We start from the raw sequence: 20,901 nt of genomic DNA, 5'->3' as shown, positions 1-20,901 counted from the left end.
TAAGTCTGGACAGCGTGACAAATATGGGGAGTGATCGGACGCTGTCGATCAGGAAACGTCATCGGCGGTCAGCACGATTCCGCACTGCGCCTTCAGGTCTTTCGCCATGCGTGCTTCGTGGTCGTCGGGCATCGGCGAGGCGGCATCCAGCGCGGCCATCAGACGGGCGCCGGAGGGGCTGCGCAGGAACGTGTCCAGCTCGGCACGTGCCTTCTGGTCCAGGCCTGCACCGGCCCTGTCGGCGATCGTCTGCGCGTTGGACCCGGCAAACGCGCTCGCCAGCGACTTGCCTGCGGAGGTATCCAGAAACCGCGCCCAATCGGCAACCACCTGCTCGCCGTCGTCGCCGAGACCGGTGATCATCGAGCTGCGAAAGCCTTGGTCGATCATGTCCTGGATCGGCTTGCGCGCGCAGACGCGCTGCGCATCATTCAGCGCGCTCAAGGATGGCGTGCTCTTGACCGTCAATTCGGCCATGTCGGTTCCAAGCCCGCCCATACCCAACCGGGTCACCAGGGTCTTGACCGCGCCATCGCTGGCCGGCGCAGCATGCACTGCGCCCACCGTGCAGGACAGCGCCAGCAGCAGGCACACCCGCATCAAGACTTTGCCTCGGCCATCAACGCAGTAAACCGATCGAACAACGGCCCCACGTCGCGCGGGCCTGGCGAGGCTTCCGGGTGGCCCTGGAACGAGAACGCCGGGGCGTCGGTCAGTGCGATGCCCTGGTTGGTGCCATCGAACAGCGAACGATGGGTCACCCGCACATTGGCCGGCAACGTGCTTTCGTCAACCGCGAAACCATGGTTCTGCGAGGTGATCATCACCCGTCCGCCGTCCAGATCCTGCACCGGATGGTTGGCGCCGTGATGGCCGGTGGTCATCTTGACCGTGCTGGCGCCGGCGGCCAGCGCCAGCAGCTGATGGCCCAGACAGATGCCGAAGGTGGGCACCTTCTTGGAGATCAATTCCTGGATCGCAGCGATTGCGTAATCGCAGGGCTCCGGATCGCCCGGGCCGTTGGACAGGAACACGCCATCGGGCTGCATCGCCAGCACCTCGGCCACCGGCGTGCGTGCCGGCACCACGGTGACGTCGCAACCACGATCGGCCAGCATGCGCAGGATGTTGAGCTTGACGCCGTAGTCGTACGCGACAACTTTGTATTTCAGCTCGGCCCGCGCGAAGGTGTCGGAATTGAGATCCAACGAGCCTTCCTGCCAGTTGTAGCTGGCCTCGGTGGAAACCACCTTGGCCAGATCCATGCCCTTCAGACCGGGGAAGCTGCGCGCCGCTTCCAGCGCCTTTTCGAGGTCTATCTCGCCGGCCATCAGCGCGCCGTTCTGAGCGCCCTTCTGCCGCAGCAGGCGGGTCAGCTTGCGGGTGTCGATGCCGGAAATGGCCACCACACCGCGGGCCTGCAGCCATTCCGGCAAAGCCACTTCGCTACGCCAGCTGCTGGGACGACGCGGCACATCGCGCACGATCAGGCCGGCGGCCCAGATCTTTGTGGCCTCGTCGTCCTGATCGGTGAAACCAGTGTTGCCGATATGCGGATAGGTCAGCGTGACCATCTGGCGGGCATAGGACGGATCGGTCAGGACTTCCTGATAACCGGTCATGGCGGTGTTGAACACCACTTCGCCGACGGAAAGCCCGTTGGCGCCTACGGATTCGCCCTCGAACACGGTGCCGTCTTCGAGGACAAGGATTGCGGGTTGGGTCACGTGGGGTCTCGCTCTGGCTGCCTGGGACTCCGATGCGCTTCCGGCCAAATTCCGGTTGCAGCAAAGCGCGGACGCGGTGCTGAGGACCGGTCCGACGCTGGTTCGGGCAAGCGAGAATTGTAAAGGCAAGTGCCCCGGCATGCCAGCCTGAAGAGCGCCCGATGCCGCAGTGACATCGCAACAGCGAGGTGAATGCGCTGCTAGAGCAGCTCGCCATTCATGCGCGGTTGCGCGCCGGGTTACAGCACCAGGTCACGCACCCGATAGCTGCCGGCCGGCTTGCCGATCAGCCGTTTGGCCGCATGCAGCGCACCACGCGCAAAGATGTCGCGGTTGCTGGCGCGGTGAATCAGTTCCACCCGCTCGCCCAGCCCGGTGAACTGCACCGTGTGTTCGCCGACGATATCGCCGGCACGCAGGCTGGCGAAGCGCGGCTGCGCGCCGCTACCGGTGGCCGCTTCGCCCAGCGTCAGTGCGGTGCCGGATGGCGCGTCCTGCTTGTGCACATGATGCGCCTCGACGATGTCGCAATCCCAGCCCGGCAGGCTGCCGGCGGCACGCTCCACCAGCTCGGTGAGCACCGCGACACCTAGACTGAAGTTGGACGCCCACACCAACGGGATCTTGCCTGCAGCGTCGAGCAACGCGGCACGCTGCGCATCGTCCAGCCCGGTGGTGCCGGACACCAGCGGTTTGCCGCGTTGCGCACACAAGGCCAGGATCGGTGCGAAGCCTTGCGGCAGGCTGAAGTCGATCGCCACATCGAAAGCCGGCGCGCCGCCGAGTTCGCTGGCGGCGAAATACGGCACACCATCCACCACGCGTTGCGACGGCGAACGCCCCACCACCGCACCGACGACGTGCAAGCCCTCGTCTTCAGCGGCCAGTCGCAGCAATGCCTTGCCCATCCGCCCGGAGGCGCCGTGGATCAGAACTTTCACAGGAGACGTTGTCATGGCGGCAGGCTAGCTAGGCGATGTGGGTTGTACAAGATAGCCGGGATTGGGGAGTCGGGATTGGGGAGTCGAAAATCGCAAAAGCGCCGAGCAGGGCCGGCGTTGTCGCGATCGGTGGGCTTTGCAGCGGCGTGCTGGCCGAGGTTATGCGCCTTGCCCTGGTAACTCGGCCAGCGCTTCGCGCAGCACCTCGCCCAGGATACGGATGCCGGCATCGATCTTCTCGCCCGGCACAGTGACGAACGACAGCCGCAAGGTATTGGTCTGCGGCAAGGTGGCGTAGAACGGCGCACCAGGCACGAAAGCGACATTGCGCGCGATCGCACGCGCCAGCAGTGCGGTGCCATCCAGTCCGGGAGGCAGGGTCACCCACAGGAACATGCCGCCTTCGGGACGGTTCCATTGCACCTGTGGCGGGAAATGGCGATCCAGCGCTTCCAGCATCAGGCTGCACTGGCGCGCGTAGAGCGCGCGAATTTGCGGGATGTGCGTCTCCAGAAAATCGTCCTGCAGCGTCTGGTAGACCAGGCGCTGGGTAAACGACGGGGTGTGCAGATCGGCCGCCTGCTTGGCCTGGATCAGCTTGCCCAGCACCGCCTCCGGTGCGACCACATAGCCCAGTCGCAGCCCGGGCGCGAGCACCTTGGAGAACGAGCCCATATAGATCACGCCCTCCGGGTTGAGCGAGAGCAGGCTCGGCAACGGCTGGCCGCTGTAGTACAGCTCGCCGTACGGATCGTCTTCGACGATCGGCACGCCCGCTTCAGCTGCGCGTGCGACCAAGGCCTGACGCCGCGCCAACGGCAAGCGGCGCCCGGTAGGATTCTGGAAATTCGGCAGGCAATACAGAAAGCGCGCATCGGCCAGCATCGCCGGATCCAGCGCATCCACCACCACGCCGTCCTCGTCCGACGGCATGCCGACGAACGCCGGCTGGAACAACGAAAATGCCTGCAACGCCCCCAGGTAACTCGGCGTTTCCACCAGCACCTTGCTGCCTTCGTCGATAAAAACTTTGCCGAGCAAATCCAGACCCTGCTGCGAGCCAGTGGTGATCAGCACCTGGCTGGGCCGGATACTGGCGCCGTCGCGACTCAGGCGTGCGGCAACCCATTCGCGCAGCGGCGCATAGCCTTCGGTGGGGCCGTATTGCAATGCCGCCTGCGGCGCATCGCGCAGCACCTGATCACTGGCCGCACGCATGCGCTCCACCGGAAAGGTGGCCGGCGACGGCAAGCCACCGGCGAAGGAAATCACCTCCGGTCGCTCGGTGATCTTGAGGATTTCGCGAATCGCCGAACTGGTCAGCGCCTGCGCACGTCGGGAGATCTGGAAGGAGGTCGTCATCGGTCAAGCATAGCGAAGGCCTGTGGCCGAGGCGCTGTGCACTGCAGCGTTGACGACGGCACTCGGCAAATGCCGGCGTTACCGGTGCATCCACCCTCGCCACGTGTCGCGATGCGCCTTCTCGCGTTGCGCTGGCGCTAGCGACATCGTCCTGCGGCGACGCCGATGTACACGCGTTCGCGCCAGCCACCAAGGCAATCGTCACGCGCGCAGCGATGGCGCCGGCCCGACGATGGCAGGCGATGTTGCCAGCTGCGCTTATTCGTACGCCGGGCCAACCCAGGCAGTACCTTCGCTGCGTTCGATCAAGGTCTTCCAGCGTTTGCGGATCACCTTGTCGCGCGAGCGGAAGGTCATGCGCAGGCCCGGCAAACCGAGCGTGGCGCGCGTCTCGACCATGGCCGAGGCCTCATCGGGCGCGATTTCGATCTTGGTGATCGAATGCTTGTAGTCGATCAACTCTTCCGGAGGTGCCACATGGCGCATCTGACCCAGCACCTGCGCCCATTCGCCATTGGATTTGCAGTATTTCTCGCGTGTGGCGGTCTGCCGCTTCTGGTGCGAGTCCATGCGGTACAACACCACCATTTCGAATTCCGGCGCGGTCATCGCGCACAGCGCCTCGCCGTCCTGGCTCAGCATCGCTTTATCGTGCGCAGCGTAGAAATCGCGCACCTGCGTTTCGTCCAGCGCATTGCCGCCGTAGTTATAGATGCCCGCAACGGCGGCCAAGATTGCCAACAACACCAACAAACGCATCGCCTATCCCCTGTACCGCCGCATCCTGCGGCCGCGCAAGTGTAGAGGACCAGGCGCGTTAGTGACTACGTGGCGGCGTGGGCCCACAACTGTCGCAACCACCGCAGGCCGCAGCGCCCTGCGTCGCCGGTGGTGCAACGCGACGCCCCAAGGTGTGCATCCACGCAGGTCGCCCCTCGCGCAGCAGACCGATCGCCAGCGCGCCACGCATGCGCCGCAAGACGCTGGGGAACTGCTTCTTCAACACCACCCACAGGCTCAGCAGCACTGCGCATGCGATGACCACGTATTGCAGCGTGAGCGAGAGATCCATCTCAGCCGGCTCCGAGCAGCACGGCCACTTGGTAGGTCACCAGCGAGGCCAGATAGGCCAGCGCGAACAGGTACACCGCGCTGATGGTCATCTGCTTCCACGAGTTGGTTTCGCGCTTGATGGTCGCCAGCGTGGAGATGCACATCGGCGCGTAGATGTACCAGACCAGCAGCGACAGTGCGGTGGCCAGCGACCAGCCATCGCTGATCAGCGGCGACAAGGCTTGCGCGGCAGCATCGTCATCTGCGGCCGACAGTGCGTAGACCGTGGCCAGGGATGCCACCGCCACTTCGCGCGCGGCCAGGCCCGGGATCAGCGCGATACAGATCTGCCAGTTGAAGCCCAGCGGCGCGAAGAAGGTCGACATTGCATGCCCGATGCGGCCGGCAAAGCTGTAGTCGATTGCTGGCAAGGTCGCATTGGCTGGCGCTGCCGGAAACGACAGCAGAAACCACAGCAGCACGGTCAGCGCCAGAATGATGCCGCCGACGCGCTTGAGAAAGATCACCGCACGTTCCCACAAACCCAGCGCCAGATCGCGCAATTGCGGCACCCGGTAGGACGGCAGCTCCAGCATCAACGGATGCTCGCTCTTGTCGCGCCGCCACTTCTTCATCGTCCACGACACCAGCAAGGCACTGACGATGGCCGCGGCGTACAGCGCGAACAGGATCAGCCCCTGCTGATTGAAGATGCCCCACACGGTCTTCTGCGGAATGAAGGCGCCGATCAACAACGCGTAGACCGGCAAGCGCGCCGAACAGGTCATCAACGGCGCGACCATGATGGTGGCGAGCCGGTCGCGCGGGTCCTGGATACTGCGCGTGGACATGATGCCCGGCACCGCACACGCAAAACTCGACAGCAACGGAATGAACGAGCGCCCGGACAAGCCGGCCGCGGCCATCATGCGATCCAGCAAAAACGCCGCGCGCGGCAGATAACCGGATTCTTCCAACGCCAGGATGAAGGCGAACAGGATCAGGATCTGCGGCAGGAACTTGATCACCCCGCCCAGGCCGGTGACGATGCCGTCCTTGAGCAGGCTGTTGAGCGGGCCCTCCGGCAGGGTGGTGCCCACCCACTCGCCCAGCATCGCGGTGCCGACATCGATCAGGTCCATCACTGGAGTGGCCCAGGCGTATACCGCCTGAAAGATCAGGAACATCACCACCGCCAGCGTCACCAACCCCCAGATCGGATGCAGTAACCAGCGGTCCAGTGCGTCGTCCACGCGCGAGGTGCGGGTGGGCATGGTCACCGATGCGCTCAGGATCTGCCGCACCTGCGCGTGATAGTTACCGCCGGCCGGCGGCGTCGCGGTCGGTGCGGCCAGATGCGCGGCCTGCGCATCGATGCGCTCCACCAGCGCCTTGGCGCCGCCGCGGCGTACCGCCACGGTTTCGACCACCGGCACACCGAGCGCTTGTTCCAGCGCCGGCAGATCGATGACGATGCCGCGGCGCTGGGCGGCGTCGACCATGTTCAAGGCCACGATCATGGGCCGGCCCAACTCGCGCAGCTCCAGCGCAAAACGCAGATGCAGGCGCAGGTTGGTCGCGTCCATCACGCACACCAACACGTCCGGCGCCGGCTCGCCCGGATAGAAACCACGGCACAGATCGCGGGTGATCGCTTCGTCCAGGCTGGCCGGTTGCAGGCTGTAGGCGCCGGGCAGATCCAGCACCGCGAAGTCGCGCCCGGACGGCGCACGGAAATGCCCTTCCTTGCGCTCGACGGTGACGCCGGTGTAATTGGCCACCTTCTGCCGGCTACCGGTCAGCTGATTGAACAGCGCGGTCTTGCCACTGTTGGGGTTGCCGACCAAGGCCAGGCGCAGCGGAGCGCTTGCCGCATTCATGCCAGTGCTCCTTCGATGCGCACCTGCACGCGCGCGGCCTCGCTGCGACGCAATGCAAAACGCGTGTAACCGACCTGCACCAGCAACGGTTCGCGTCCAACCGGCCCGGTCGCCAGCACCGTCACTTCTTCGCCGGCGACAAAGCCCAGTTCGCGCAGGCGCCGGGCGATCGTGTCGTTGGGTTGACGATCCTCTACCGAGTCCACGATGGCAGCGCGATGCAAAGGCATGTCGGACAACGTCACAAAGACGGCCTGATTGTTAGGAATGGTTCTCAATTCTAGCATCGACGCACCGCGTCATGGCTCGGGCGAGCGGTGCCGCTATCATGGTTCGCATCCCATTCATGGACGTTGACGCAATGCAGGACACCGGCTTGATCGTGGAGGACCGGGGAGCGGTCCGCACGCTACGTCTGAACCGCCCGGCGGTGCATAACGCCTTCGACGCGACCTTGATCAACGCGCTCACCGAGGCGTTACAGCAAGCCGGCCAGGCGGCGCAGATCCGGGTGGTCGTGATCACCGGTGCAGGCGGCGCCTTCTCCGCCGGCGCGGACCTGAACTGGATGCGCGGCATGGCTAGCGCCAGCGAGGCCGAGAATGCTGCCGATGCACTGGCGCTCGCACGTTTGATGCGCACGCTCGACGAATTGCCCAAGCCGACCATCGCACGCGTCAATGGCGCCGCGTTCGGCGGCGGTGTGGGCCTGGTGGCGTGCTGCGATATCGCCGTCGGCTGCACCGAGGCGCGCTTCGGCCTGACCGAGAGCAAGCTCGGACTGCTGCCGGCCGTGATTTCGCCGTATGTGATTGCAGCGATCGGCGCGCGCCAGGCGCGGCGCTGGTTCGCCACTGCCGAAATTTTCGACGCCAGCACGGCGCAGTTGCTGGGCCTGTTGCATCAACTGGTTGCCGCCGATCAATTGGACATCGCGGTGGAGCGGCAGGTCCGCTTGCTGCTGGCGGCCGCACCACTGGCGGCGGCCAGCGCCAAATCCCTGGTGCGTTCGGTGTTGCCGCCTGCCGACCGCGATGCCATCGATGCGGCCAATGCCGCGTGGATCGCGCGCCTGCGCGTCTCGCCCGAGGGGCAGGAAGGACTGAGTGCCTTTCTCGACAAGCGCGCGCCGGCCTGGGTGCCGGAGGACATGGCATGAGCGCGTTCGTGCGCATTGTCGAAGTCGGCCCGCGCGATGGCTTGCAGAACGAAGCGCAACCGATCGCGACCGCCGACAAGATCGCCTTGATCGATCAACTCTCGGCCACCGGCCTGCGCAGCATCGAAGCAACCAGCTTCGTCAGCCCGCGCTGGGTGCCGCAACTGGCCGATGCGGCCGAGGTGTTTGCCGGCATCACGCAGGCGCCGGGGATTGCCTATCCGGTGCTGGTGCCGAACCTGCAGGGCTATGTGCGGGCGTGCGCGGCCGGCGCGCAGGAAGTGGCGGTGTTCACTGCGGCGTCCGAAGCCTTCAATCGCACCAATACCAACGCCGGTATCGACGAATCGATCGAGCGCTTTCGCCCGGTCCTGGAACAGGCCGCGCTCGACGGTGTGCGCGTGCGCGGTTACGTCTCCACCGTGCTGGGGTGCCCGTATCAAGGCGCCGTGCCGGTGGCCGACGTGGTCGATGTCGCGCAGCGGCTGTACGCGTTGGGCTGCTATGAAATTTCGCTGGGCGACACCATCGGCGTCGGCACGCCGGTCAAGGCGCGCCAGATGTTGGCCGCCGTGGCGCAAGCCGTGCCGATGCAGGCATTGGCGGTGCATTTTCACGACACCTACGGCCAGGCGCTGGCCAATATCGCCGCCTGCCTGGAGCAAGGCGTGCGCGTGGTCGATGCGGCGGTGTCCGGCGCCGGCGGCTGCCCGTATGCCAAGGGCGCCAGCGGCAATGTGGCCAGCGAAGATGTGGTCTATCTGCTGCACGGATTAGGCATGCAAACCGGCATCGATCTGGCTGCCCTCGCCCGCACCGGCCGCTGGCTGGCGCAACTGCTCGGCCGCGAGACCGGCAGCAAGGTCGGCAAGGCATTGGCGGCGGCTGGCTGAGGCGTTGACGCAACAGCTCGCCCACGGCCTACTCACTCCCCCTGCCGCCAGGGCGATCGCCTGGACGCTTCGGCTAGAATTGCCGACCGCTTCGCCCACCGATCGCCGCCCGCCTCCATCGGCATCCAACGTTTCCCGGGGAACCACCGCATGCAGCCATCTTCTGTTCTTGCCATTGTCACCGGCGGCGTGTCCGGCCTGGGCCTGGCCGTGGCGCAGCGCATCGTTGCCGACGGCGGCAAGGTCGCCTTGTTCGACGTCAATGCCGACAAGGCCGAGACGGCTCTGGCGCTGCTCGGTGCCGGCAACGCGCATTACTTCGCCACCGATGTCACCGACGAGGCGCAGGTTGCCGCCAACGTGGCGCAGGCCGCGCAGGCGCTTGGCGGGCTCAACCTTGCGGTGAACTGCGCCGGCATCCTGGGCTCGGGCCGCGTGTTGGGCAAGGAAGCACCGATGCCGCTGGCGACCTTCCGCACCACTGTGCTGGTCAACCTGGTCGGCAGCTTCAATGTGGCCAAGGCAGCGGCCGATGTGATGCAGCACAACGCCGCCGGCGACGACGGCGAGCGCGGAGTGATCATCAACACCGCATCAGTGGCCGCCTATGAAGGCCAGATCGGTCAGGCTGCCTACGCTGCCAGCAAGGGTGGCGTGGTCGGCATGACCTTGCCGATGGCACGCGAACTGGCGCGCTTCGGCATCCGTGTGATGACGATCGCGCCGGGTGTGTTCTGGACCCCGATGGTGGACGGCATGCCCGAGGCCGTGCAGCAATCGCTGGCCGCGTCGATCCCGTTCCCCTCGCGCCTGGGCCAACCCGACGAATACGCCGACACCGTCGCCTTCATCCTGCGCAATCGCTATCTCAACGGCGAAGTGATTCGCCTGGACGGCGGCGTGCGATTGGCGCCCAAGTAGCAGGGATTAGTGAGTCGGGATTGGGGATTGGTAACAGCACGTATCGCCACACCCTGCCCGCCTGCCGCAATCCTGTTTTTGCCAATCCCGAATCCCCAATCACTAATCTCCGACTCAATCCATGAAAGCCAACGACATCAAGAAAGGCAACGTCGTCGAATACAACGGCGGCATTTACCAGATCCGCGACATCGAACGCAGCTCGCCACAGGGCCGCGGCGGCAACGTGCGCTTCCGCTTCATCATGTACAGCGTGCCGGGCGGAGTGAAAACAGACGCCAGCTTCGATGCCGACGACAACCTCCCGGAAGTGGAGCTGCTGCGTCGTCTGTCCACGTTTTCGTACAAGGACGGCGAGGCGTTCGTGTTCATGGACGACGAGGACTTCACCCCGTACACGCTGGATGCGGATGTGATCGGCACCGATGCCGGCTACATCACCGACGGGCTGACCGGCATCTACGTGCAGGTGATCGACGACCAGCCGGTGGCGGTGCAGTTGCCGCAGACGGTGACGCTGGAAGTGATCGAAACTCCACCCGAGCTCAAGGGCGGCACCGCCACCAAGCGCCCCAAGCCGGCCAAGCTCGACACCGGCCTGGAAATCATGGTACCCGAGTACATCACCAACGGCGAGCGCGTGCTGGTCAACACCACCACCGGCGAATTCGCAGGCCGCGCCGACTGATGCGCACGCTGGTGGTTGCCTTGACGCTGGGGTTGCTGACCGCCTGCACGGAGCAACCCGCCCCGGCGCCGACATCCGCATCCAAGCCCACGCCGGTGGCCTGCACCGACGCCAAGGTGGACGACGAATGGCTGCAACATCCCCCGGGCCTGTGCGGCATGCCGGAGGATGTGCGCACGCTGGTGGAGGACTACGACACCTGCGAGCACTTCGCTGGGGAAGAGCCGTACGACGCCGATCGTCGACACGAGATAGAAGTGGCGATTGCGCAGTTCTGCACACCGGCACCGGCGCGGTTGGCCAAGCTAATGCGGCAGTACCGCAGCGATGCGCAGATCAGCCAGTGGCTGCGCAGGTATTCGGTGCAAGCGGATCTGAAACCAGCCGGCTGAGGTATGCCGGTGTAGCCCTTCTCCCATCGGGAGAAGGTGCCCCGCAGGGGCGGATGAGGGTACGGGAGCCTCGTGCAGCTGGACCGACACGAGAGCTTCGCCCCGTACCCTCACCCCAACCCCTCTCCCGAGGGGAGAGGGGCTTGTACTGCTCAGCTAACCCGGGAGTCCGGGTCACTATTGCGCTTCCAGCGGCATGCCCATATCCGACTGCACCTTGTCGGCCGCCGCGTCGCCGCGCGCAAGCACGCGCAGTCGCGCGCGCAAGCGCTCCACATTCGCCTCGCCCTGCTCCAATCCAATGCGCACGTCGGCCGGCAATTGCTGCCGGCCCAGCGCTTGCAGCTGCTTCCAACCATCGATCAACACGCCACTTTCTTGCGCCACGCGTGCGGTCAGTTGTTGCTGCTCGTCTGCCTGAGGCACTCCGTAACCGGAAGTGCCCAGCAGCGTGGCCGGGTGACTGAGTTGCGCCTGCCGCGCGAACAACGCCTGCAGTTGGCCTTGCACAACGTCACGCCCGGCAGCACCCGGTTGCAGCAGGCGCTTGAGCGCATCGCGCGCCAGCAATTCCTGTCGCCGCAATGCAGCTTGTTCGAGCAGCAAGGCCGCTGCGGTTTCGCGCAAACCGCCTTGGTCGACCCATTGCGCGCGTGCATCCGGTCGCACATCCAGCCATTGCTCCACGCTCGTCTGCGGCACCGGCATGCCGCGGCGGATCACCTCGAACATGGTCTGATAATGCGCGGCTACCGATTCGAAGTAATAGCCTTGGCGGATCGCCTGCGCACGGTCGTCCAGCACCTGCATGTCGGCGATGCCGGCGCGTTGCAGGCGATGCCGCACACCGCGCGGGGTGATCGACGACAACCTGGCTGCGGCCAGGCGTGGCACGCCGTCGTGCAGCAGTTTGAAGGTCTCCACCGCACAGTTGTTGCCGATGAAGTAGTAGCGCCCGTCGTAGCTCCAATGCACCTGCGCCACGCGGGCGAGCAGCGCGGCGATTTCCTCGGGCGTGAGCTTCAGCGGCACCGACGACAAAGCGCGCAGTTCGACCTTGGTGTATTCGTCGACGACCTGATTCAACGGCAGTACAAACAACCGCGACGGATAGGAGCCGGTCAGCCCGCGCCAGCTGGAAATCTGCACATCGCCGACAAAGGCGCGGAACGACAGCACGCGGTGATACTGCAGATCCATGCGGCAATCCGGACCAGGTATACGGCCAGGCGCACAGATCACCAGACGCAACATGCTGTGGCCCCAGCGACTCATCGGCTGCTCGTTGCCTTCAGCAAGCAGATAATCCACCGCATACACGCGCGACGGATCCAGTTTCAGCAGCGACATCGCACCGGCATCGCTATCAGCCTGCAGGTACGGCAGCGTCGTGTCGCAGGCGACCACCTCGCGTGGCGCGCCAAGCTGCTCGCCGAACCAGGCAGACAGCGCCGGGCGCCGGCAGTGATAGTCGGCATCCAGCACGTAATGTTCGAGATTCACCGCAACAAACTCGGCGGGGCTACGCCGTTCGTAGTCGTCGGGGCTGCGATCGCTAAATTGATTTTCGCCACGCCCGAGCCGCCATGGACGCACCTGCCAGCCAGCCAGATCGCGCAGACGCGGATCGCGCGACAACCCGCCTTGCGGGCCACGATCGAGCACATGTGCCAGCTCGTGCACCACGGCGGCCATTGCCGCGCGCGTGGCCGGTGCGCCGATATCCGCCTGCGCCGTCGCCGATTGCGCGCTCCACGCCTGCAGCAATGCGCGATCGAGCAGAACGCGCTGACCTATCGCACGACCATGCACGTGCGCCGGTAGATCCATGCGCCATTGCAGCTGGATCGGTGCGGTGATGCGCTGCGTCCACCCTGACGGCAGACGCTGCGCCACCTGTTCAACTAAGACATGCGTTGCTGCGATCTGCGCAGGACTGAGGTCCAACGGAACAACTTCAACATGCAACTCGGCCTGCGCCGCCGGTGCGATCACGGCGGCCAACCACAGCCACCCGCACCAGCGGCGCAAACTCACTGGGCCAGGATGGACTGAGCCAGTTGCAGGTCGCTGGACAGCCGCGCCGCATCGTTGCGGCTACGCAGTTGCAGCAGCGCCGCTTCCAGACGCGCGCCACGGATGGCGCCATCGCTGGCGACGAAGCCGGCCGCGTCTTCGCGCGCATCGGCAACCACTTTGTCGTCACCCGAACTACTGCTGTCGGACGAACCGGCCGACGATGCACCCGCCGAGGTACCGGCCAGGCTGGTTGCGAAAGCTGCCAGCGGCAGCAGCGTCAAAGCGCAAAACACGAGAGAGCGCATCATCGGCGTATCGATTCCATGTGAAGGTGGTGAGAGACTAACCGGCGCGCGTGGTGCCGGGCAGCTCGTCCATCTCGAACAGCTTGCCGGGATTCAGCAAAAGATGAGGATCGAGCACATGTTTGATGCCGCGCATCAAGGCGATTTCCGCCGCAGAGCGCGTGCTCCACAGGTACGCCTTCTTGACCAACCCGATCCCGTGTTCGGCAGAAATACTGCCACTAAAACGCTGCAAGGCCTGCGCCAGCAGCTTGGTGACGTGGTCGCAGGCAGCAACGAAATCGGCCTGCGTCATGTCATCCGGCTTGAGCACGTTGATGTGCAGATTGCCGTCGCCGATATGGCCGAACCACACCACATCGAAATGCGGATAGGCGTCATGCAACAACGCCTGCGTTTCGGCCATAAACGCCGGCATTGCCGAGATACGCACCGAGACGTCGTTTTTATAGGGCGTGTAGCGCGCCAATGCTTCGGTAATGCCTTCGCGCAAGCGCCACAGTTGCGCGGCCTGCGCATCGCTCTGGCTGATCACGCCGTCGCTGACCCAGCCCTGCTCCATGCAGGTCTCGAACGCGGCCATCGCGGCGGCTTCCTGCACCTCGTCGCCGGCAGCGAATTCGGTGACCACGTAATAGGGGTGGACTTCCGCAAATGGCGCCTGTGCGCCATGCGCCAGCACGTGTTCCAGCGCGCGGTCGGTGAAGAATTCGAACGCTTCCAGACGCAGCTGCGCGCGGAACGCGGCAAACACCTGCATCAATACATCGAAGGACGGCAGCGCCAGCAGCATCACGTTGCTCGGCGGCGGCGGGTCGGTCAGCCGCAGCGTCGCTTCGACCACGATGCCGAGCGTGCCTTCGGAGCCGATCATCAGATGGCGGAAGTCGTAGCCGCTGGAATTTTTCACCAGCGCATTGTTGAGCTCGAGCACTTCGCCCGCGCCGGTGACCACCTTCAAGCCGGCCACCCATTCGCGCGTATTGCCGTAGCGAATCACCCGGATGCCGCCGGCATTGGTAGCGATATTGCCGCCGATCGAACACGACCCACGCGCAGCGAAATCCACCGGGTAGACCAGCCCATGCTCGCGTGCGGCATTGTGCACCGCTTCCAGCGGCATGCCGGCCTGCACGGTGAGCGTGCGGTCCACCGCGTTGAACTCCAGCGGCTTGTTCAGACGCTCCAGGCTCAGCACCAGCTCGCCGTTAGCCGCCACCGCGCCGCCGGACAACCCAGTGCGCCCGCCCGACGGCACCACTGCCACGCCTTGCGCATTTGCCCAGCGCACCACGGCCTGCACTTCGTCCACTGAACCGGGCAAGGCGATCGCGAGCGGGTTGGGCGTCCAGCGCCGCGTCCAGTCGCGGCCGTAATGCTCCAGGTCGGCTGGCTCAGTCTTCAAACGCAACGCGGGCACGGCCTGTTGCAACGAAAGGATGCGGGGATCGGTCATGGCACGCGGCGCTGCGGTAGGAACCGCACAGCCTGCCAGTGTGCGCCAGCCTCGTCCAGCAGCCGCACGTACTGACGCTGCAGTGTTGGATTCAGCTGAAACCGTTGCACCGCAAGGACTTTGCCTGCGCAAACACTGCGTTGCGGCCGCCAAATCCGGCACCCCATCTGGCATAGTTGCCGACCCGATTGCTGCAGTACGCCCCTCATGTCGCCGAAGAGAACCTCGTTTCCCAAGCAGGACATTCGCGTCCTGTTGCTGGAAGGCATCAGCCAGACCGCCGTGGATGTGCTGCGCGCCGCCGGTTATTCGCAGATCGAACTGCATGCCAAGTCGTTGCCGGAAGACGAACTCAAGGCGCGCATCGCCGAAGCGCACATCGTCGGCATCCGCTCGCGCACGCAACTGAGTGCCGAGGTGCTGGCGCATGCCAAGCGCTTGATCGCCATTGGCTGCTTCTGCATCGGCACCAACCAGGTCGATCTGGATGCGGCCGAACTGGCCGGCATCCCGGTCTTCAACGCGCCCTACTCTAATACCCGCAGCGTGGCCGAACTGGTCATCGCCGAGGCAATCTTGCTGTTGCGCGGCATTCCGCAGAAAAACGCCGAATGCCATCGCGGCGGCTGGTCCAAGTCGGCCGCTGGCAGCCACGAAACGCGTGGCAAGGTGCTGGGCATCGTCGGTTACGGGCACATCGGCACGCAGGTCGGTGTGCTGGCCGAGTCCTTGGGCATGCAGGTGATCTTCCACGACATCGAAACCAAACTGTCGCTGGGCAACGCGCGTGCGGCGATCGATCTGAACGACCTGCTGGCACGCTCGGACGTAGTGACCTTGCACGTGCCCGAAACGCCGTCCACCAAGGACATGATCGGCGCCGCAGAAATTGCCCGCATGAAGCATGGCGCGCATCTGATCAACGCCTCACGCGGCACCGTTATCGACATCGGCGCGCTGGATGCGGCGCTGACCTCCGGCCAGATCGGCGGCGCGGCAGTGGACGTGTTCCCGATCGAGCCCAAGGGCAACGGCGATGCGTTCGAGTCCCCGTTGATTGCACACGACAACGTGATCCTGACCCCGCACGTGGGCGGCAGCACGCTGGAAGCGCAGGACAATATCGGTGTCGAAGTGGCGGCCAAACTGGTGCGCTACAGCGACAACGGCAGCACCTTGTCGGCGGTGAATTTCCCCGAGGTCACCCTGCCCGAACATCCCGACAGCCTGCGCTTGCTGCATATCCATCGCAACGTGCCGGGCGTGCTGTCCAAGATCAACGAGCTGTTCTCGCGCCATAACGTCAACATTGACGGCCAGTTCCTGCGCACCGACGCCAAAGTGGGTTACGTGGTGATCGATGTCAGCGCCAGCGAGGCGCAGGCCACTGCGTTGAAAGAAGGATTGGCGTTGATCGAAGGGACGTTGCGGACGCGGATTTTGTATTGAGTTGATCCCTTCTTCCATCTGGAGAAGAGCGTGCAGCACCGGATGAGGGGCGCCACGGGCAGCTTCAGAGGTCGGCCATGACGAACGCGTCGCCACGCGCCAACAAGGGTGAATCATCGACCTGACAGGCAACGGCTTCGCCGTACCCTCACCCCAACCCCTCTCCCGCAGGAGAGGGGCTTAAAGCAAGGCGTCAATGAGTTTCTTCGAGACCTCTTTAGGTCATTGAAATGATCTGCCGAGGCAGCAGCGTGGCCGGGGATTGGCGGAAAGCGGCACACGGATGTGCCGCGGCGGCGAGTCAGACAGGATGTTTGACCGAGCCGAGCAGCCCATCCCCGGCCGCGCTGCTGCCCCTCACCGAAGCCAGCAATTGACGAGCAGTGCTCCCAAAGGGAGAGGGGCTTCAAGCAACGCCCCATTAACTCACTCAAGACCTTACAAAGGTCATGGCAACGACTTGCCGAGGCAGCAGCGTGGCTGGGGATTGGCGGAGAGCGGCACATGGATGTGCCGCGGCGGCGAGTCAGACAGGATGTCTGACCGAGCCGAGGAGCCGATCCCCGGCCGCGCTGCTGCCCCTCACCGAAGCCAGTAAGCAATAGGCCGGCTAGGCCGCGCCTGAGTTCGCACACTCCCCAACCCCGCTCCGCGCCCCTGCCCGCGCTGCGGTGCGGGCGCTCCAAGGCGCGCGCGTAGCGCATGGGCAGCACCTTATCGCCCCGGTGGGAGAGGCTTTAATAAGCCGCTTAACTCGCGCGCGCCACCCATTTCTCTGCCATGCGCCGCATCGACGGATCCAGCTCCGGCTCGGCAAGCAGCTCTGCGATCGGCCGCCACGCCAACGCCAGCGACTCTTCGCTGACTTCGAACGCCTCGTCCGCGCCGGCCACTACCACATAGCGCGCGTCGTAATGCCAATGCCCGGCCACCTCGCCCCTTGCAGGAATCCAGTGCCGGTCCAGGTCAAAGATTGCCGTCTCGGCCAGGCGCAGCCCGCTCAATCCAGACTCCTCCTGCGCCTCGCGCAAAGCGACCTGCGCCAGATCGCGGTCGCCGTCGGCGTGTCCGCCCAGTTGCAGCCAACGCTGCAGCTTGCGGTGATGGGTCAGCAACGTGCGCGTGCCATCGGCGCTGACCACCCACGCAGAACCGGTGAAATGACCTTCGACACGCTCGCGCACGAATGGATTACTGGCATCGTCCAGCAGTTGCGCGAATTGCTCGGCCAGCTCGGCTTCGTCCGGCCAGCGTGCGCGGTAGGCAGCCAATTGCTGTTGCAGCGTCGCATCCACCATCTGTCGTTCTCGGTCGCCCGTTGCGGGCCAAGCGACCATTATCGTCGTTCATGCTGCGTACGTGCTTGTCGTGAGCGTGTAGCTTTGGCAAGGTAGGCCGCTTGCCTGTCCCACCGGGATGCGGCGCACCACCTTTGTCCGGGCGCCTGCGCCTTAGCTTTGCCACTTAGGGATGTACCGAATGCTGAAGTCTTTGTTGAGGGTCAAACCGATCGAACCCGCCGGACGTGTCGATGCGGGCGAACCGGTCGAAGGCAGCCTGCAAGGCGAGGCCACGCTGCAACGCACCCTTACCGCCAAGCACCTGATCATGCTCGGCATCGGCGCGGTGATCGGCGCCGGCATCTTCGTGCTGACCGGCCAGGCCGCTGCCAACCACGCAGGACCGGCGGTGATGCTGTCGTTCGTGTTTGCCGGCATCGCCTGCGCGTTCGCCGGCCTGTGCTACGCAGAGTTTGCCGCGATGATGCCGGTGTCCGGCAGCGCCTATTCGTATTCATACGCCACGCTCGGCGAGGGCATCGCCTGGTTCATCGGCTGGTGTCTGGTGCTGGAATACCTGTTCGCCGGCTCCAGCGTCGCCGTCGGCTGGTCTGCCTACCTGATCAGCTTTTTGACCGGCACGCTCGGATTACCGTTCCCGGCGGAACTGGCCGGTGCGCCATTGTCCTGGGACGGCCATAACTTCGTCAGCTCCGGCAACCTCATCAACCTGCCGGCCGTGCTGATCGTGGCTGCAGTGAGCATGCTGTGCTACGTCGGCGTCACCCAGTCGGCGTTCGCCAATGCAATTGTGGTGGCGATCAAGGTGGTGGTGATCTGCCTGTTCGTCGGCTTCGGCATTTCGTATATCGACCCGGCCAACTGGCACCCCTTCATCCCGGAAAACACCGGGCCGGGCAAGTTCGGCTGGGACGGGGTATTCCGCGCGGCGTCCATCGTATTCTTCTCTTACATCGGTTTCGACGCGGTCTCTACCTCCGCCGGCGAGACCAAGGATCCGCAGAAGAACATGCCGATCGGCATCCTGGTGTCGCTGGCGGTCTGCACCGTCATCTACATCATTGTCTGTGCCGTGTTGACCGGCTTGCTGCCCTACACCCAGCTTGGCACCGCCAAGCCGGTGGCCACCGCACTGGAAGCGCACCCGCAACTGACCTGGCTCAAGACCGCAGTGGAGATCGGTGCGATCGCCGGCCTGTCGTCGGTGGTGCTGGTGATGCTGATGGCGCAGCCGCGCATCTTCTACACCATGGCCAAGGACGGGTTGATGCCCAAACTGTTCGGCAGGGTGCATCCGAAGTTCCACACGCCCTATGTCGGTACGATCTTCGTCGGCGTGGTCGCGGCGCTGCTGGCCGGGTTGATCCCGCTCAGCGTGTTGGGCGAACTGGTGTCGATGGGCACCCTGCTCGCCTTCGCCACCGTGTGCGCCGGCGTGATGGTCTTGCGCTTCACCAAGCCCGAGCTGGAGCGCCCGTTCCGGGTGCCGCTGGCGATGGTGATCTGCCCGCTGGGCGCGCTGGCCTGCCTGTTCCTGTTCTTCCAGGCCTTCCAGGAGCACTGGAAAGTGTTCGTGGGCTGGACCGTGATCGGTCTGTTTATCTATTTCGGTTACGGCATCCGCCATAGCCGTCTGGCCCGTAAGGTGTAATTGCGAGTCCCTCGCAAGAGCCCGCACCTCCACGTGCGGGGATTTGGTAATGCGAACCCCTCGCAAACGCCCGCACCGCCATGTGCAGGGATTCAACAGGAACCGCTGCATGTTCAAGCAACTCTGGGCCACCAAACACCCGCACGCCAGCCATGAGGCGGCCGACGGGCTGGGCCTGCAACGCGCGCTCGGGCCGTGGGGATTGACTGCACTGGGCATTGGCGCAGTGATCGGCGGCGGCATCTTCGTCATCACCGGCCAGGCAGCCGCCGACCATGCCGGCCCGGCGATCATGCTGTCGTTCGTGCTGGCGGCCGTGTGCTGCGCGTTCTGCGCGATGGCCTACGCCGAATTCGCCGCGATGGTGCCGGTCTCCGGCAGCGCCTACACCTATACCTACGCCACCTTCGGCGAACTGGCGGCCTGGTTCATCGGCTGGATGCTGGTGCTGGAATACGGCGTCTCCGCCTCAGCCGTGGCGGTCAGCTGGACCGGCTATTTCCTCAGCCTGCTGGAACACTTCGGGATTCATCTGCCGGCCGCCCTGGTCAGCGCACCGCTGGACGGCAAGCTGCAGCGCACCGGTGCGATCGCCAACCTGCCCGCGGCCGGTATCGTGCTGCTGCTGACCTGGCTGTGCTACGTGGGCATCCGTAAGTCGTCGGCGATGAACATGGCCATGGTGATCCTCAAGACCGGGCTGATCCTGCTAGTGATCGGGGTGGGCTGGAAATACGTGGACACCGCCAACTGGCACCCGTTCATCCCGGCCAACGAAGGCCCGGGCAAGTACGGCATGGAAGGCGTGCTGCGCGGTGCGGCGATGGTGTTCTTCGCCTACATCGGCTTCGAGGCGGTGTCGGTGGCGGCGCAGGAATCGCACCGCCCGCAACGCGATCTGCCGATCGGCATGATCCTGTCGCTGGTCATCTGCACCGTGCTCTACATCGCGATGGCCGCGGTGATGACCGGGCTGGTGCCCTACACCTTGCTGGGTACCGACGAGCCGGTGGTGACCGCGGTGGCGGCGCATCCGCAGCTGGCCTGGTTGCGGGTGATCGTGGAAGTGGGTGCGTTGATCGGGCTGTCGTCGGTGGTGCTGGTGATGATCATCGGGCAGCCGCGCATCTTCATGATCATTGCGCGCGATGGGCTGCTGCCATCGATCTTCACCCGCATCCATCCCAAGTACCGCACCCCGCATATCAATACCGTCATCACCGGTGTCGGCATTGCCTTGCTGGCGGCGGTGTTCCCGCTGGATGTATTGGGTGAGTTGACCTCGATGGGCACGCTGATCGCGTTCGCGGCGGTGTGCGCGGGCGTGTTGATCCTGCGCCGCACCCACCCGGAACTGCCGCGTCCGTTCCGCATGCCGGTGGCTTGGCTGATCTGCAGCGCCGGCGTATTGAGCTGTCTGGCCCTGCTGTCGGCGATGACGCTGCACAACTGGATGTTGATGGGGGTGTGGACGCTGGTCGGGCTGGTGGTCTATTTCGGCTACGGCTATCGCCACAGCCGTCTGCGCGACGGGCGCTGATTAGGCGCGTTGGCTGATAGCGGTTGGCAAAACGACTGCGCGCCGGTGTGTAGGGCGGAGCGGATGATTTTCGGCTTGTCTGTAGGGCCGATGATCTGGGGCTTGGCTGCGGGCCCCCTGCCCACCCACCTTGGCTGCAGGGCCCTTGCCCGCCCACCATCGCA

20 protein-coding genes are annotated in these 20,901 nt (G+C 64.9%); 8 read left to right on the top strand and 12 right to left on the bottom strand.

The annotated features are described in order from the left end of the window. Positions 1–48 precede the first annotated feature (48 nt). The 8 genes from AC1KVG_RS00100 to AC1KVG_RS00065 form a co-directional block, all read right to left on the bottom strand. A complete protein-coding gene (locus AC1KVG_RS00100) occupies positions 49–600 on the bottom strand; it encodes a hypothetical protein (RefSeq protein WP_481093133.1) in 552 nt (183 codons plus the stop codon). Further along, positions 600–1,727, bottom strand: coding sequence for a glutamine-hydrolyzing carbamoyl-phosphate synthase small subunit (gene carA, locus AC1KVG_RS00095; protein ID WP_481093132.1), 1,128 nt, complete (start codon positions 1,725–1,727; stop codon positions 600–602). Before carA ends, AC1KVG_RS00100 begins: the two co-directional genes overlap by 1 nt. Positions 1,728–1,966: 239 nt before the next feature. Further along, positions 1,967–2,683 carry a 4-hydroxy-tetrahydrodipicolinate reductase gene (gene dapB / locus AC1KVG_RS00090; RefSeq protein WP_074057557.1) on the bottom strand — a complete coding sequence of 239 codons (717 nt, stop codon included), beginning with the start codon at positions 2,681–2,683 and terminating at the stop codon, positions 1,967–1,969. A 144-nt stretch (positions 2,684–2,827) separates the two neighbouring features. Then, entirely contained in the window at positions 2,828–4,030 is a 1,203-nt protein-coding gene (locus AC1KVG_RS00085) for an aminotransferase-like domain-containing protein (protein ID WP_481093131.1), read from the bottom strand. A gap of 258 nt (positions 4,031–4,288) precedes the next feature. Continuing rightward, the gene (locus AC1KVG_RS00080) at positions 4,289–4,789 is read right to left on the bottom strand and encodes a hypothetical protein (RefSeq protein ID WP_055823490.1); all 501 of its coding nucleotides are present in this window, start codon (positions 4,787–4,789) and stop codon (positions 4,289–4,291) included. Positions 4,790–4,847: 58 nt separating this feature from the next. After that, a complete protein-coding gene (locus AC1KVG_RS00075; protein WP_481093130.1) occupies positions 4,848–5,102 on the bottom strand; it encodes a DUF6587 family protein in 255 nt (84 codons plus the stop codon). A gap of 1 nt (position 5,103) precedes the next feature. After that, on the bottom strand, positions 5,104–6,963 hold the full coding sequence (gene feoB, locus AC1KVG_RS00070) for a ferrous iron transporter B (RefSeq protein ID WP_481093129.1): 1,860 nt from the start codon (positions 6,961–6,963) through the stop codon (positions 5,104–5,106). Continuing rightward, on the bottom strand, positions 6,960–7,208 hold the full coding sequence (locus AC1KVG_RS00065) for a FeoA family protein (protein WP_104549454.1): 249 nt from the start codon (positions 7,206–7,208) through the stop codon (positions 6,960–6,962). Before AC1KVG_RS00065 ends, feoB begins: the two co-directional genes overlap by 4 nt. Before the next feature lie 116 nt (positions 7,209–7,324). Here AC1KVG_RS00065 and AC1KVG_RS00060 point away from each other — a divergent pair, with 116 nt between their 5' ends. The 5 genes from AC1KVG_RS00060 to AC1KVG_RS00040 all read left to right on the top strand — a co-directional run bounded on the left by AC1KVG_RS00060 (position 7,325) and on the right by AC1KVG_RS00040 (position 11,016). After that, complete coding sequence (locus AC1KVG_RS00060; RefSeq protein ID WP_481093440.1) at positions 7,325–8,122, top strand: enoyl-CoA hydratase-related protein; 798 nt, start codon at positions 7,325–7,327, stop codon at positions 8,120–8,122. Beyond that, positions 8,119–9,015 (top strand): hydroxymethylglutaryl-CoA lyase, encoded by an 897-nt coding sequence (locus AC1KVG_RS00055; RefSeq protein ID WP_481093128.1) that lies wholly within the window; start codon positions 8,119–8,121, stop codon positions 9,013–9,015. Before AC1KVG_RS00060 ends, AC1KVG_RS00055 begins: the two co-directional genes overlap by 4 nt. A gap of 150 nt (positions 9,016–9,165) precedes the next feature. After that, complete coding sequence (locus tag AC1KVG_RS00050) at positions 9,166–9,936, top strand: SDR family oxidoreductase (RefSeq protein ID WP_481093127.1); 771 nt, start codon at positions 9,166–9,168, stop codon at positions 9,934–9,936. Positions 9,937–10,057: 121 nt separating this feature from the next. Further along, positions 10,058–10,624 (top strand): elongation factor P-like protein YeiP, encoded by a 567-nt coding sequence (gene yeiP, locus AC1KVG_RS00045; protein ID WP_055823478.1) that lies wholly within the window; start codon positions 10,058–10,060, stop codon positions 10,622–10,624. After that, a complete protein-coding gene (locus tag AC1KVG_RS00040) occupies positions 10,624–11,016 on the top strand; it encodes a hypothetical protein (RefSeq protein ID WP_481093126.1) in 393 nt (130 codons plus the stop codon). Before yeiP ends, AC1KVG_RS00040 begins: the two co-directional genes overlap by 1 nt. A 177-nt stretch (positions 11,017–11,193) precedes the next feature. Here AC1KVG_RS00040 and AC1KVG_RS00035 read toward each other — a convergent pair whose 3' ends face one another. The 3 genes from AC1KVG_RS00035 to AC1KVG_RS00025 are packed head-to-tail and all read right to left on the bottom strand — an operon-like array spanning position 11,194 to position 14,796. After that, positions 11,194–13,053: a DUF7844 domain-containing protein gene (locus tag AC1KVG_RS00035; RefSeq protein WP_481093125.1), complete on the bottom strand. Its 1,860-nt coding sequence runs from the start codon at positions 13,051–13,053 to the stop codon at positions 11,194–11,196. Further along, positions 13,050–13,343, bottom strand: a complete 294-nt coding sequence (locus AC1KVG_RS00030) for a DUF2388 domain-containing protein (protein ID WP_006451514.1) — start codon at positions 13,341–13,343, stop codon at positions 13,050–13,052. The genes AC1KVG_RS00035 and AC1KVG_RS00030 overlap by 4 nt, the downstream gene beginning before the upstream one ends. A 34-nt stretch (positions 13,344–13,377) precedes the next feature. Continuing rightward, positions 13,378–14,796, bottom strand: coding sequence for an FAD-binding oxidoreductase (locus AC1KVG_RS00025; RefSeq protein WP_481093124.1), 1,419 nt, complete (start codon positions 14,794–14,796; stop codon positions 13,378–13,380). Positions 14,797–15,003: 207 nt separating this feature from the next. On the opposite strand from AC1KVG_RS00025, the gene serA reads away from it, so the two are divergent. Beyond that, positions 15,004–16,245: a phosphoglycerate dehydrogenase gene (gene serA / locus AC1KVG_RS00020; RefSeq protein WP_481093123.1), complete on the top strand. Its 1,242-nt coding sequence runs from the start codon at positions 15,004–15,006 to the stop codon at positions 16,243–16,245. Positions 16,246–16,994: 749 nt separating this feature from the next. Here serA and AC1KVG_RS00015 read toward each other — a convergent pair. Then, positions 16,995–17,582, bottom strand: a complete 588-nt coding sequence (locus AC1KVG_RS00015; protein WP_481093122.1) for an NUDIX hydrolase — start codon at positions 17,580–17,582, stop codon at positions 16,995–16,997. A 142-nt stretch (positions 17,583–17,724) separates the two neighbouring features. On the opposite strand from AC1KVG_RS00015, the gene AC1KVG_RS00010 reads away from it, so the two are divergent. Both AC1KVG_RS00010 and AC1KVG_RS00005 read left to right on the top strand, forming a co-directional pair. After that, complete coding sequence (locus tag AC1KVG_RS00010) at positions 17,725–19,197, top strand: amino acid permease (protein WP_481093121.1); 1,473 nt, start codon at positions 17,725–17,727, stop codon at positions 19,195–19,197. 109 nt (positions 19,198–19,306) lie between these two features. Beyond that, positions 19,307–20,737: an amino acid permease gene (locus tag AC1KVG_RS00005; protein ID WP_481093120.1), complete on the top strand. Its 1,431-nt coding sequence runs from the start codon at positions 19,307–19,309 to the stop codon at positions 20,735–20,737. The last annotated feature ends 164 nt before the right edge of the window (positions 20,738–20,901 follow it).

The organism is Xanthomonas sp. NCPPB 3959 (assembly GCF_056675575.1).
This window is presented reverse-complemented; position numbering and strand designations above follow the sequence as displayed.

Coding starts and splice junctions, on each gene's coding strand:
- AC1KVG_RS00015 (WP_481093122.1), bottom strand. CDS start 17,582: ATGGTCGCTTGGCCCGCAACGGGCGACCGAGAACGACAGATGGTGGAT.
- AC1KVG_RS00005 (WP_481093120.1), top strand. CDS start 19,307: ATGTTCAAGCAACTCTGGGCCACCAAACACCCGCACGCCAGCCATGAG.
- AC1KVG_RS00085 (WP_481093131.1), bottom strand. CDS start 4,030: ATGACGACCTCCTTCCAGATCTCCCGACGTGCGCAGGCGCTGACCAGT.
- AC1KVG_RS00100 (WP_481093133.1), bottom strand. CDS start 600: ATGCGGGTGTGCCTGCTGCTGGCGCTGTCCTGCACGGTGGGCGCAGTG.
- AC1KVG_RS00080 (WP_055823490.1), bottom strand. CDS start 4,789: ATGCGTTTGTTGGTGTTGTTGGCAATCTTGGCCGCCGTTGCGGGCATC.
- AC1KVG_RS00010 (WP_481093121.1), top strand. CDS start 17,725: ATGCTGAAGTCTTTGTTGAGGGTCAAACCGATCGAACCCGCCGGACGT.
- feoB (WP_481093129.1), bottom strand. CDS start 6,963: ATGAATGCGGCAAGCGCTCCGCTGCGCCTGGCCTTGGTCGGCAACCCC.
- dapB (WP_074057557.1), bottom strand. CDS start 2,683: ATGACAACGTCTCCTGTGAAAGTTCTGATCCACGGCGCCTCCGGGCGG.
- AC1KVG_RS00075 (WP_481093130.1), bottom strand. CDS start 5,102: ATGGATCTCTCGCTCACGCTGCAATACGTGGTCATCGCATGCGCAGTG.
- AC1KVG_RS00050 (WP_481093127.1), top strand. CDS start 9,166: ATGCAGCCATCTTCTGTTCTTGCCATTGTCACCGGCGGCGTGTCCGGC.
- AC1KVG_RS00025 (WP_481093124.1), bottom strand. CDS start 14,796: ATGACCGATCCCCGCATCCTTTCGTTGCAACAGGCCGTGCCCGCGTTG.
- AC1KVG_RS00060 (WP_481093440.1), top strand. CDS start 7,325: ATGCAGGACACCGGCTTGATCGTGGAGGACCGGGGAGCGGTCCGCACG.
- serA (WP_481093123.1), top strand. CDS start 15,004: ATGTCGCCGAAGAGAACCTCGTTTCCCAAGCAGGACATTCGCGTCCTG.
- yeiP (WP_055823478.1), top strand. CDS start 10,058: ATGAAAGCCAACGACATCAAGAAAGGCAACGTCGTCGAATACAACGGC.
- AC1KVG_RS00030 (WP_006451514.1), bottom strand. CDS start 13,343: ATGATGCGCTCTCTCGTGTTTTGCGCTTTGACGCTGCTGCCGCTGGCA.
- AC1KVG_RS00040 (WP_481093126.1), top strand. CDS start 10,624: ATGCGCACGCTGGTGGTTGCCTTGACGCTGGGGTTGCTGACCGCCTGC.
- AC1KVG_RS00055 (WP_481093128.1), top strand. CDS start 8,119: ATGAGCGCGTTCGTGCGCATTGTCGAAGTCGGCCCGCGCGATGGCTTG.